This window comes from Sphingopyxis terrae subsp. terrae NBRC 15098 (genome assembly GCF_001598815.1).
GTDB classification, from domain to species: domain Bacteria; phylum Pseudomonadota; class Alphaproteobacteria; order Sphingomonadales; family Sphingomonadaceae; genus Sphingopyxis; species Sphingopyxis terrae.
The window spans coordinates 41,329-53,176 of sequence record NZ_BCZQ01000004.1 but is presented as its reverse complement, the minus strand read 5'-3'; the positions used below and the strand labels follow the sequence as shown (position 1 = coordinate 53,176).

At 65.4% G+C, this 11,848-nt stretch carries 13 protein-coding genes; 5 read left to right on the top strand and 8 right to left on the bottom strand.

Annotated elements, in window-relative coordinates:
- Window positions 1-5: 5 nt before the first annotated feature.
- The 3 genes from phaR to STE01S_RS02980 all read right to left on the bottom strand — a co-directional run bounded on the left by phaR (window position 6) and on the right by STE01S_RS02980 (window position 3,451).
- Window positions 6-545 carry a polyhydroxyalkanoate synthesis repressor PhaR gene (gene phaR, locus STE01S_RS02990; protein WP_003051252.1) on the bottom strand — a complete coding sequence of 180 codons (540 nt, stop codon included), beginning with the start codon at window positions 543-545 and terminating at the stop codon, window positions 6-8.
- Between the two features lie 182 nt (window positions 546-727).
- Entirely contained in the window at window positions 728-1,774 is a 1,047-nt protein-coding gene (gene alr / locus STE01S_RS02985) for an alanine racemase (protein WP_062764725.1), read from the bottom strand.
- Window positions 1,775-1,816: 42 nt separating this feature from the next.
- Window positions 1,817-3,451 carry an MFS transporter gene (locus STE01S_RS02980; protein ID WP_062764723.1) on the bottom strand — a complete coding sequence of 545 codons (1,635 nt, stop codon included), beginning with the start codon at window positions 3,449-3,451 and terminating at the stop codon, window positions 1,817-1,819.
- Window positions 3,452-3,558: 107 nt separating this feature from the next.
- Here STE01S_RS02980 and STE01S_RS02975 point away from each other — a divergent pair, with 107 nt between their 5' ends.
- The 3 genes from STE01S_RS02975 to STE01S_RS02965 are packed head-to-tail and all read left to right on the top strand — an operon-like array spanning window position 3,559 to window position 5,796.
- Complete coding sequence (locus STE01S_RS02975; protein ID WP_003051242.1) at window positions 3,559-4,347, top strand: cyclase family protein; 789 nt, start codon at window positions 3,559-3,561, stop codon at window positions 4,345-4,347.
- Between the two features lie 31 nt (window positions 4,348-4,378).
- Window positions 4,379-5,221 carry a TauD/TfdA dioxygenase family protein gene (locus STE01S_RS02970; RefSeq protein ID WP_062764721.1) on the top strand — a complete coding sequence of 281 codons (843 nt, stop codon included), beginning with the start codon at window positions 4,379-4,381 and terminating at the stop codon, window positions 5,219-5,221.
- A gap of 50 nt (window positions 5,222-5,271) precedes the next feature.
- The gene (locus tag STE01S_RS02965) at window positions 5,272-5,796 is read left to right on the top strand and encodes a hypothetical protein (protein WP_003051236.1); all 525 of its coding nucleotides are present in this window, start codon (window positions 5,272-5,274) and stop codon (window positions 5,794-5,796) included.
- Between the two features lie 13 nt (window positions 5,797-5,809).
- Here the strand turns inward: STE01S_RS02965 and STE01S_RS02960 are convergent, their stop codons facing one another.
- Window positions 5,810-6,478 carry a lysoplasmalogenase gene (locus tag STE01S_RS02960; RefSeq protein ID WP_062764718.1) on the bottom strand — a complete coding sequence of 223 codons (669 nt, stop codon included), beginning with the start codon at window positions 6,476-6,478 and terminating at the stop codon, window positions 5,810-5,812.
- A 73-nt stretch (window positions 6,479-6,551) separates the two neighbouring features.
- Between STE01S_RS02960 and trmFO the strand changes: the two genes are divergently transcribed.
- The gene (trmFO, locus tag STE01S_RS02955) at window positions 6,552-7,901 is read left to right on the top strand and encodes a methylenetetrahydrofolate--tRNA-(uracil(54)-C(5))-methyltransferase (FADH(2)-oxidizing) TrmFO (protein ID WP_120694136.1); all 1,350 of its coding nucleotides are present in this window, start codon (window positions 6,552-6,554) and stop codon (window positions 7,899-7,901) included.
- Window positions 7,902-7,920: 19 nt separating this feature from the next.
- Here the strand turns inward: trmFO and STE01S_RS02950 are convergent, their stop codons facing one another.
- Entirely contained in the window at window positions 7,921-8,619 is a 699-nt protein-coding gene (locus STE01S_RS02950; RefSeq protein ID WP_062764712.1) for an aspartate/glutamate racemase family protein, read from the bottom strand.
- A gap of 198 nt (window positions 8,620-8,817) precedes the next feature.
- Here STE01S_RS02950 and STE01S_RS02945 point away from each other — a divergent pair, with 198 nt between their 5' ends.
- Window positions 8,818-9,171, top strand: a complete 354-nt coding sequence (locus tag STE01S_RS02945; RefSeq protein WP_062764708.1) for a hypothetical protein — start codon at window positions 8,818-8,820, stop codon at window positions 9,169-9,171.
- On the opposite strand, the gene STE01S_RS02940 is transcribed toward STE01S_RS02945, so the two are convergent.
- From STE01S_RS02940 to STE01S_RS02930, 3 genes are all read right to left on the bottom strand, one after another.
- Entirely contained in the window at window positions 9,143-10,615 is a 1,473-nt protein-coding gene (locus STE01S_RS02940) for an NAD(P)(+) transhydrogenase (Re/Si-specific) subunit beta (protein ID WP_062764705.1), read from the bottom strand. The two genes, STE01S_RS02945 and STE01S_RS02940, sit on opposite strands and share 29 nt — an antisense overlap.
- A gap of 113 nt (window positions 10,616-10,728) precedes the next feature.
- Window positions 10,729-11,010 carry a proton-translocating transhydrogenase family protein gene (locus STE01S_RS02935; RefSeq protein ID WP_058811742.1) on the bottom strand — a complete coding sequence of 94 codons (282 nt, stop codon included), beginning with the start codon at window positions 11,008-11,010 and terminating at the stop codon, window positions 10,729-10,731.
- Between the two features lie 149 nt (window positions 11,011-11,159).
- Window positions 11,160-11,774: a fasciclin domain-containing protein gene (locus tag STE01S_RS02930; protein WP_058811744.1), complete on the bottom strand. Its 615-nt coding sequence runs from the start codon at window positions 11,772-11,774 to the stop codon at window positions 11,160-11,162.
- Window positions 11,775-11,848: the final 74 nt, after the last annotated feature.

Here is an 11,848-nt window from a genome sequence, read left to right as displayed (position 1 = left end):
ATGTGTCATTTCTTTTTGGCGAGCTCGGCCTTGAGGTCGGCGATTTCGGCCTTGAGCGCGGCAATTTCGGCATCCCTGGCCTTGCCGCCGCCGACACCCGGGATGAAGGCGCCCGCCGCCTGCTGGAACATTTCCATGTTGCGGCGCGTCAGTTCGGCGAGCGGGTTCGATCCCAGCGCGCCCTCGAACGCGGCACGCACATCCTGCTGGTTCTTGCGGAACGCGGTCATCGACGCTTCCAGATATTGCGGCACCATCGACTGCATCTTGTCGCCGTACATGCCGATCAGGTGGCGCAGGAAATTGACCGGCAGCAGCGTTTCGCCGCGCGTTTCGGTATCCATGATGATCTGGGTAAGCACATTATGCGTGATATCGTCGCCGCTTTTGGCATCGACGACCCGAAATTCGCGCCCCTCGCGCACCATGGCGCCCAGATCGTCGAGCGTGATGTAACAGCTGCGTTCGGTGTCATAGAGCCGCCGGTTCGCATATTTCTTGATCGTAACGACGTCGCCCTCGGCGGTCGTCTTGGACTTGGCCATGCTGCGGCGGCTCCTCTTCCGGCGCGGCGCGCGATCGCTTGCCGCGGCGCCGATGTGACAAAGTCCGGCATTAGCATCAATCCATGACGCGCCGCAACATAAGTAGGGTGCGGCGGCGAATTTGCCGACAAGCGCTGACGCGGACGATGCTGATCTGCCGAAAGCGCAGCCTTTTGGCCGGCTCAGCACCATTCGCGCGCAAACCGCGCGCCCAGCCCCGTCAGCAGTTCATATTGCGACAGTCCGCTCGCGGCGGCGGTTGCCGGCAGGTCATAGTCAAGCGCCAGCCAGTCGCCCTCGCCTATGCCTTCGGCGGCGCTTGCGCCGAAGGCGGTGAGATCCATCGAGACGCGGCCGATCAGTGGCAGGGCGCGGCCCTCCCATGTCGCGCCGCCGGTACCGGCGTGGCAGCGCAGATAGCCGTCGGCATAGCCGAGGTTCGCGACTGCCACCCGCGTGGACCGCGGGGCGGTCCAGGTGGCGCCATAGCCCACCGTTTTGCCCGCCGGGACAGTCCGCACCTGCAGCACGCGCGTTTCGGGATAAGCGACCTGCCGGATTTGCCCCGCCGCCTCGCCGCGCGGTAAGCCGCCATAGAGCGCAAGCCCGGGACGGGTCAGGTCGAAGGCATAGTCGGGGCCGAGGCAGATGCCGGCGCTGTTCGCGAGGCTGTAACGCTGCGCCGGGATCTCGCTGCGCACCGCGCGGAAAGCAGCAAGCTGCGCCGCATTTTGCGCGCTGTCCTCATCCGCCGAAGCCAGATGGCTGAGCAGATTGACGATGCCGAGCCCGTCGAGCGCCCCGCCCAGCGCCTCTTCGACACGCAGGCCGAGCCGGTTCATGCCCGTGTCGACCATCACGTCGCACGGACGGCCTTCGCCTGCCGCGCGCCAGCGCGCCACCTGTTCGACGCTCGCGAGCACAGGACGCGCGGGCAGCGTGCGCGCGGCGACCATGTCGGTCGCGCCTACGCCGTGCAGCACCGATAGCGACACGCCCGCAGGCAAGGGCATCAGCGCCGCCGCTTCGGCCCAGGTCGCGACGAAGAAATGCCGGCATCCCGCCGCCGCAAGATGGCGCACGATGGCGCCGGCGCCGAGGCCATAGCCGTCGGCCTTCACCGCCGCGCCGCACGCCGCGGGGCCGCTGCGTTCGGCCAGCCAGCGCCAGTTATGGACGAGCGCGGCGGAATCGAGACGGAGCCGGAGCGGCGAAGCAATGTCGATCATCGCTTCGCCCTAGCCGGGAACGAACCCGCCGCCAATGGCCGTTCAGGCGTCGGCGGCGCGCTTGTCCCATTCGCCGGGCACGGGCTCCTTGAGCATCAAGGCGGCGACCAGGAAAGCGACGAGCACGACGCCCCATGTGTACCACAGGCCCGCATAGGCATTGCCCGTCACCGCGGCGATCAGGCTGGCGATGAACGGGAGGAAGCCCCCGAAATAGCCGGTGCCGATATGATAGGGGATCGACAGCGAGGAATAGCGTACGTGCGGCGGAAACATCTCGGCGAGCAAGGCGGCGACGGGGCCATAGGTGAAGCCCGACAGCGCGCTGAGGCCGAGCAGCGCGAGCAGGATTACCGCAAGGCTGGCGACCCCCGGCACCTGCTTGTCGAAGCCATAGCCCATCGCCTCGAGCGCGGGCTTCAGCAGCGCCGGATCTTCGCTGGCGACCTCGCGGCCGCCGATATGGATTTTCACGCTGTCCAAGCCGCTTCCCGACGGCTGCACCTTATAGGGCACGCCCAGCTTGGTGAGTTCGGCAATCGTGCGGCCGCAAGCCGTCGTCTGCTGCTTCTGTTCGAAGGGATTGTAGGAACATTGGCTGCCGGTCACGACGACCGGCGCCTTTGCCGCCGCCTCCTTGAGCGCAGGATTGGCAACTGCGCCCATCATCCAGAAGAGCGGAAAGAGGACAACCAGCGTCACCGCATAGCCCCAGACGATCGGCTTCTTGCGCCCGATCCGGTCCGACAATTTGCCCGCCCAGATGAAAAATCCCATGCCGAGCGCCGCGGCGAGGCCCACGATGACCTCGGCCGCGGTATCGTCGACCTTCATCGGGCCTTTCAGGAAAGCGAGGCCCGAGAACATCGCGGTGTACCAGATGACCGTCAACCCCGCCGCAATCCCGAACAGCGCAACGAAGATGCGCTTGGGGTTGCCGGGATAGGTAAAGCTTTCCTTCAGCGGATTCTTGGCGATCTCCCCCTCTTCCTTCATCGCCTGAAACACCGGGCTTTCGGAGAGTTTGAGCCGCATCCACAGCGAAATCGCGAGCAGCAGCAGCGACAGCAGGAATGGCACGCGCCAGCCCCAGCTTTCCCAGACATCGGCGGGCATCGCCGCCTTGCACGACAGCACGACGATCAGGCTGAGGACAAAGCCGCCGACGACGCTCGCCTGGATGAAGCTGGTATAGAAACCGCGCCGTTCGGGCGGCGAATGTTCGGCAACATAGACCGCGGCGCCGCCATATTCACCGCCGAGCGCCAGCCCCTGCAATATGCGCAGCAGGATGACGATGATCGGCGCCGCGATGCCGATCGTCGCGGCCGAGGGGATCATGCCGACCCCGGCGGTGGCGATCCCCATCAGGGTGACGGTGACGAGGAAGGTATATTTGCGCCCCAGCCGGTCGCCGAGAAAGCCGAACAGCACCGCGCCGAGCGGCCGGAAACCGAAGCCGACGGCAAAGCCGGCCCATACCAGCAGCACCTCCAGCGTCGCGTTGTCGCTCGGGAAAAAGGCTTTGCCGATGATCGCGGCTAGCGTGCCGTAGATGAAGAAATCATACCATTCGAAGATGGTGCCCGCCGACGAGGCGGCGATGACCATGCGAATATCCTTCGCGGTCGGTTCATAGACCGCGCCATGGTCGGCGACGGCGGCTGCGTCGGTCATATACTCTCCCCTGCCCCGGTTCGGGCTTGTCACCGTTTCTAGCGGGCGCCGAACCGCGCGCAAGCCTTCGCTTGGCGCCGCGGCCTATCGGTGGCAGATTGCGGGCCATGCAGTTCATCGACCTTTCGATCCCGATCACCAACGACGTCGTCTCCGACCCGCCGGTGATGCGCCCGCAAATCAGCTACATGACCCACGAAACGACGTGGGAACAGATTGCGATGTTCTTTCCGGGACTCGCGAAGGATGACCTTCCCGACGGCGAAGGCTGGGCGGTCGAAAGCCTGACGTTGAGCACGCACAACGGCACGCATATGGACGCGCCCTGGCATTTCCATTCGACCACCGATGCGGGCGCAACGCCTGCGCCCAGCATCGACGAGGCGCCGCTCGACCTCTTTTTCCGGCCCGGCGTCAAACTCGACTTTTCGGATCGTCCCGCCGGCCATGTCGTCAGCGCGGCCGAGGTGGAGGCCGAACTGGCGCGGATCGGCCACACCCTCCAGCCGTTCGACATCGTGCTCGTCCAGTCGGGCGCGATCTACGGCACCGACAATTTCACCGATCAGGGCTGCGGCATGGGGGCCGAGGCGACGCTTTATCTGACGGAACGCGGCGTGAAGGTCGTCGGCACCGACGCATGGAGTTGGGACGCCCCGTTCAGCCACACCGCGAAACGCTGGGCCGAAACGCGCGATCCTTCGATCATCTGGGAAGGCCATAAGGCAGGGCGGATCCGGCCCTATTACCAGATCGAGAAGCTGACGGGGCTCGCTGCGCTGCCCCCGACCGGCTGGACGCTGTCCTGCTTCCCGGTGAAGATCGAGCGCGCGAGCGCCGGCTGGATCCGCGCGGTGGCGTTGATCGATGGCGCACCGGTTTCGCACACCGATTGACGGCGGCGGGCGAACGGCGCAGCATCGCGCCATGGCTTTCACGATCACCCCCAGCGGTCAGGCGTGCGGCGCCGCGATCACCGGCATCGACCTGACGCAGCCGCTTTCGGCCGACGTCGTGGCCGACATCCGCGCGGCGTGGCTCGACCATCATGTCCTCGCCTTTCCCGGCCAGTCGCTGGGTGACGATGATCTGGAGCGGTTCACGCAATATTTCGGCGGCTTCGGCGACGATCCCTTCATCGCACCGATTGCGGGCCGCCGCCATGTCATCGCGGTCAAGCGCCGCGCCGACGAAACCGCGCCGCTATTTGCCGAAAACTGGCACAGCGACTGGAGCTTTCAGGCGCGGCCACCGGCCGGAACCTGTCTTTACGGCATCACCATCCCGCCCGTTGGCGGCAACACCGAATTTGCGAACCAGCATGCGGCGCTCGCCGCCATGCCGGACGCGCTGCGCGCCCGGATCGAGGGGCGCCGCGCGATCCACAGCGCGCGCGGCGGCTATGCCCCCTCGGGCATGTATGGCGCCAACGACAAGGGCCGCAGCATGGACATCCGCCCCGGCGAAGCGGCGATGGCCACGCAGGCGCACCCGATCATCCGCCGGCACCCCGAAACGGGCCGCGAGGGCCTGTTCGGCTGCGCGGGCTATATCGTCGGGATCGAGGATATGGACGATGCCGAAGCGCTGCCGCTGATCGTCGAGTTGTTGCACTGGCAGGGGCGCGAGGAATTTCGTTACAGCCACAAATGGGACGCGGGAACGCTGCTGATGTGGGACAATCGCTCGGTCCTCCACCGCGCGACCGGCGGCTATGACGGCTATGACCGCCTGCTCCACCGCACGACGATCGCCGCGTGGGACGGCTGACGGCCGCACAAAGCGCCACCTATTTCGCACCATCTCCGGAAAGCTCTCCCATGCGTCTCCTCGCCCTTGCCCTGCTTCCCTTTGCCGCTTTGCTCACCGGAGGCGCCGCGCCGGAGCGCCCGCGCGCGCCGTTCGATGGGGCGTGGATGTCCTGCGAAACCTATCGCGGCGCGCAAATCTGTTCATACAAGCTGATGCGGCAAAGTGGCGCGCGCGTGTGCGGCGTTCAGCAATATTTCGCCACCAATGCCTATTATGTGCAGCGTTTTATCGCGAAGGCCGACGGTAACAGCGCGCATGTCGAACGCATTTGCGGCGATCCCGGCTCCGAAACGTCCAGCTATTGCCCCGGACGGGCCCCCTCTGGAGCCGCCAAGGTCGGATGGGAACCAACCGATCGGGTACTCCATGCCTGCGGTAAACGATTGTACGCAACCGCTCCCGGCCAGAGCTTCAGCTGCGCGAGCGCGCGCCCCGATACGGGCGTGCCGAAGGTTCGCTCGCTCGCCGGAAACGGCCCCGCACCGGAGGATGCCGTATGGCTGGCCTCGTGCATCGAGGGCAACGACGACTAGCGGACGCCCGGCGCTAGGCTCGGTCCCTCTCGCGGCTCAGTGTCGATACGACGCCCCAGGCGATCAGCGTCTGCCCCGCAAAGTAGAGCGGCCAGACGAGCCACAGGGTGACGTCCTTCGAAAGCGCACCGCCTTCCCCGGCGAAGATGAAGAGGTCGCTCGCCAGGAACAGCATCGCGCCGATCCCGGTGCGATAGCGCGGAAAACGGCTCGTCCACGCCGAAGCTGCCATCGCGGCGACGAGCGCGGTATAGCCGACCGCCGCCGCGCCGTCGGGCGCACCGCGCGTCAGCCCCCACGCGATGACGAGCGCCGCCGGAACGGTCAGCCAGCCGAGCCAGCGCTGCGGGGCCGACAGTGCCGGGCGCCGGTTACGCCAGTAAAGGATGATCGCGGTGACATGCCCAGCCGCAAAAGCCAGCGCGCCGACGATCAGCCCCCTGGCGTCGAGCAGATAGTCGCCGAGCGCCCCGAAACCGAGCGCCAGCGCGATCAGGCGGCCATCGGTGCCGCGCGCATTCGCGGCGGCCCACAAGGCGAGCAGCGCAGCCCCGCTCGTCTTCCACGCCCAGATCGCGGGGCCGTGCCAATGCTGATGAACCGCGACGAAAAAGCTGACACCGCCGACCAGCGCGAGCCACCAAAGCCACCGCGCGCGATCCCAACCCCGTTCATCGCTCATCGCCCACCCCTTTGCATCTTGCTCACAAGGCGCCTACTGCGCGGCGGATCGGGTACAAGTCAACGGATAGCGTATAGTGGCTCACGACATTCATATCATCGGCGGCGGCCTCGCAGGATCGGAGGCGGCATGGCAGCTTGCCGAGGCGGGCTACCGCGTGCGCCTGTCCGAAATGCGCGGGGGCGGCGACATGACCCCGGCGCATCAGGGCGACACGCTCGCCGAAATGGTGTGTTCGAACAGCTTTCGCAGCGATGACGGCGACAGCAACGCCGTCGGTCTGCTCCACCGCGAGATGCGCAGCCTCGGCTCGATCATCATGCGCGAAGCCGATGCCACAAAAGTTCCCGCCGGGTCGGCGCTCGCGGTCGACCGCGATCTCTTTTCGGGCGGCGTCACCAAAGCGCTTGCCGAGCATCCCAATGTCACGATCGTGCGCGAACGCGTCGACACGCTGCCGACCGAGGGCATGACGATCGTCGCGACGGGACCGCTCACCGCCGCCAGCCTCGCGGAGAGCATCGGCGTCGCAACGGGCAAGGACGCGCTTGCCTTTTTCGACGCGATCGCGCCCATCGTTTACCGCGACAGTATCGACATGGACATCGCCTGGATGGCGAGCCGCTGGGACAAGGTCGGGCCGATCGGCGACGGCAAGGATTATATCAACTGCCCGATGGACAAGGATCAATATTACGCCTTCGTCCAGGGGCTGATCGACGGCGACAAGACCGAATTCAAGGACTGGGAAAAGGACACGCCCTATTTCGAGGGCTGTATGCCGATCGAGGTGATGGCCGAACGCGGCGTCGAAACGCTGCGCTTCGGGCCGATGAAGGGCGTCGGGCTGGACAATCCGCGCACCGGGCGCTGGCCCTATGCCGTCGTCCAGCTCCGCCAGGACAATGCGCTCGGCACATTGTGGAACATGGTCGGCTTCCAGACCAAGCTGAAGCATGGCGCGCAGGTCGAGCTGTTCCGCACCATTCCGGGGCTCGAAAAGGCCGAGTTCGCGCGGCTAGGCGGTCTTCACCGCAACAGCTTCATCCGGTCGCCCGAACTGCTCGACGGCCAGCTTCGCCTGAAATCGGCGCCGCATATCCGCTTTGCGGGTCAGATCACCGGCTGCGAAGGCTATGTCGAAAGCGCCGCGATCGGCCTTGTCGCCGCGCGCTTCGCGATCGCCGAGCTCAGCGGTCGTTCGCTACCGCCGCCGCCGCCCGAAACCGCGCTCGGCGCGCTGCTCGGCCATATCACCGGCGGCGCCGACGCCGCATCCTATCAGCCGATGAACGTCAATTTCGGGCTGTTCCCGCCGGTTGCGGAGGATGTCCGCAAGAAGGACCGCAAGCTCGCCTATACGCAACGCGCGAGCGCGGCGCTGGCCGAGTGGATGAAAGTGGCGGAAGGCGTCGCCGCGTAACGGCGCGCGCCTCCGGCAATCAGGGTGCGTCACCCAATATCCAGTCGATACCTGCGGCGACATGGATGCGCGCCGTATCATACACCGGCAGCACGTTTGCGTCGGGATCGACAAGCATCACCAGTTCGGTGCAGGCCAGAACAAGCGCCTGAATATCCTGCTTGGCGATGTCGGTGATGAAGGTACGCATCGTCCGGCGCGAATCCTCAGTCACCTTGCCCTGCATCAATTCGTCATAGATGATGCGGTCGATCTCCTCGGCGCGGCTCGCGTCATAGGGGGCGAGCGTCAGGCCGTGGCGCACGAGCCGCTGGCGGAACCAGGGTTCGGTCATGACGTTGCGGGTGCCGATCACTGCCGCCGCCTTCACGCCGTCGGCGCGCATCTTTTCGCCCGTTTCGTCGACGATATGAAGCAGCGGGATCGAAATCGCCGCAGCGACGTCGTCCGCCACCTTGTGCATCGAATTGGCCGCGATCATCAGCGCCGTCGCCCCCGCCGCCTCGAGCCGCTGCGCCGATGCGATCAGCACCTCCTTCGCGTGATCCCATTGCTCGGGGGTCGAGAGCCGCGACAGGTCGCAATAATTCAGGCTTTCCATCAGGATCGGCGCCGAACAGCCGGTGCCGACCCGCTTTTGCAGCCCCTTGTTGAGATGCCGATAATAAAGCTCGGTCGATGCCCAGCTCATTCCTCCGATCAAACCGATTTTGCGCATGGATGACGTCTATCCCTTCATCGTCACCCCGGCGAAGGCCGGGGTCTCGCCGTCCATTTCCGACGCGAGGTTGAGATCCCGGCCTTCGCCGGGATGACGATTCGGGTCAATGCCCCTCAGTCCGGAGGCGGCGGGCCCGTCGGGGCATCGCATCCGCTTTTCTTTGACGCGGCTCGCCGCGCGCGGCAGACTGGGACAATGGACGCGATCCGGCACTATTTTCTGGCCCAGCTCGCCGAGCAGGAAGCCGAAGCGGCCCGGCACCTTGGCGACGGCTATTGGACCGACAGCCGCACCAGACGCAACGTCGGGCTGGACGAGCTGCAGGCGATCGGCGCGATGAAAACCATCGCGCTCGACCCGCGCCCCGGCGAGGAAGATGCGCACATCTATTTGAGCCGCCTGCTCGCTGATCTCGATGATGTCGCGAACCGCTTTCGCGCGGCCGCGTCCGATCCCGACGGTTATGGTATCGCGACGATCGGCACCGTCGCGCGCCGGCTTGCCGCGTTCGACTCGGACCCTAGTGTCCGCTTCCGCTCAGCGCCTTGACGATGTCGTCGGCCATCTTCTTGGCATCGCCGAGCAGCATCATCGTCTGGTCCATGTAGAAGACGTCGTTGTCGACGCCAGCATAGCCGACGCCGCCCATCGAGCGCTTCACGAACAGCACGGTCTTTGCCTTTTCGACGTCGAGCACCGGCATGCCATAGATCGGCGACGACTTGTCGGTCTTGGCGGCCGGGTTGGTCACGTCATTGGCGCCAATCACAAAGGCGACGTCGCATTGCGCGAATTCGCCGTTGATGTCCTCAAGCTCGAACACTTCGTCATAGGGAACATTCGCTTCGGCGAGCAGCACGTTCATATGGCCGGGCATGCGGCCCGCGACCGGATGGATCGCATATTTGACGTTCACGCCCTCTTTCTTGAGCATGTCCGACATTTCGCGCAGCGCGTGCTGCGCCTGCGCCACCGCCATGCCGTAGCCGGGAACGATGATGACATTTTCCGCCTGGCTCATCAGGAAGGCCGCGTCCTCGGCGCTGCCAGGCTTCCACGGGCGCTGTTCCTTCGAACCGCCCGCACCGCCGCCCGAATCGTCGGCGCCGAAGCCGCCGGCGATGACGCTGATGAAGCTGCGGTTCATCGCGCGGCACATGATGTACGAAAGGATCGCGCCCGACGAACCGACGAGCGCGCCGGTGATGATCATCGCGGTGTTGCCGAGCGTGAAGCCCATCGCCGCCGCGGCCCAGCCCGAATAGCTGTTGAGCATCGACACCACGACCGGCATGTCGGCGCCGCCGATCGGGATGATCAGCAGGAAACCGATCAGGAAGCTCAATGCGGTGATCGTCCAGAAAACCCACGGCGACTGGTCGGTCAGGAAATAGGCGACCAAGCCGATGATCGCGGCGAGCGTGCCGAGGTTGATGACGTGCCGCGCGGGCAGCATGATCGGCGCGCCCGACATATTGCCGTTGAGCTTCAGAAAGGCGATGACCGAGCCCGAAAAGGTGATCGCGCCGATCGCGATGCCAAGGCCCATTTCGATCCGGCTGACCGCAAAAATCTGCCCAATCTCGTCGGCGATATGGAAGGCGCCGGGATTGAGGTAGGCCGCCGCCGCCACCGCAACCGCCGCAAGCCCGACGAGGCTGTGAAACGCCGCGACGAGCTGCGGCATCGCGGTCATAGCGATCCGGCGCGCCATGACGATGCCGATGATGGCGCCGATCGCGATCGCGCCCAATATCTCCGCCATCGCCGTGACATCGATCCCGACGTAACTGTTCGCCGCATCGCCGCTTTTCCAGGGGGCGTGGGTAATCAGCGTGGTGACGACCGCGATCGTCATGCCGATCATGCCGAAACGGTTGCCGCGCCGCGACGAAGCCGGGCTCGACAGGCCGCGCAGCGCGAGGATGAACAGGATGCCCGAGGCGAGATAGGCCAGCGCCACCCAGGGATTGATCGGTGCTACTTCGTGCATGGTAAGGCTTGTCCCCCTGCCGTCATCCCGGCCAAAGCCGGGATCTCATCCTTGCGTCAGGCTTTGACGTGGAGACCCCGGCGTTCGCCGGGGTGACGATTGATTTCCGACGGTTAACGCTCTTTTTTCTTGTACATTGCGAGCATGCGCTCGGTGACCGCAAAGCCGCCGAAAATATTGATGCTCGCCATCACGACCGCGGCAAGGCCGAGCCATTTCGAGCTTGCCGAGCCCGCCGCCGCGCTGGCGATCAGCGCGCCGACGATGATGACCGACGAAATCGCGTTGGTCACGCTCATCAGCGGCGTGTGCAGCGCCGGCGTCACCGACCAGACGACGAAATAGCCGACGAAACAGGCCAGGACGAAAATCGAAAAGATGGAAATGAAATCCACGGCGCGCTCCCCTGCTGATTCCGCGTCGGCACCTCTTGCCGTGGGAGCGCAGGCCTGTCGACTCCAAAGCTGTCAAAAAGTCACGCCCGCGCATCTCCGGGCAGGAAATGGCGGGCGGTTTGAGAAATATAATTACGTGTCAGGACAATTTACATCTTGGGGAGCAGCACCGCGTCGACGACATGGACGATACCGTTCGCCTGTCCCACGTCCGCCTGCGTCACCGCAGCCTTGTTGCCGCTCGCACTCGTCAGGATGATCGCATCGCCCGATTTGGTCGCGGTCAGATCCTGGCCATCGAGCGTCTTGAGCACCGCCTTGCCGCCGCCCGCATCGATCTTCGCCGCCAGATCGGCGGCGGTCAGCCTGCCCGGCACGACATGATATTTGAGCACGCCGGCCAGCACGACTTTCTGCGCGGGACGCGCCCAGCCGTCGCGCGTGACCGCCGGAACCTGCGCAAAGGCGGCGTCATTGGGCGCAAACAGCGTGAAAGGCCCCGGCCCCGACAGCGTATCGGCCAGCCCGGCCTGATTCACCGCGGCGGTCAGCTGGCTCAATATCGGCGAGGCAGCCGCATTGGCGAGGATCGTCTTGTCAGGCGCCATCGCGGCACCGCCGACCTGCGGATTGGCGCTTGCGGTGACGACGTCGTTCATCGCGCCGCTTTCTGTTTCGGCTTTGGGCGGCTCGGGCGTCTTGTTGCAGCCGCCGAGCGCCAACGCCGCCACCATGGCACTCATGAACAAGCCGGATTTCGTCACCTCTGATCTCCTTGCTGAAACGGCCCGAACGGCCCCGTGCCACATCGCGCGGCACCGCGATTCGCAACGCCATT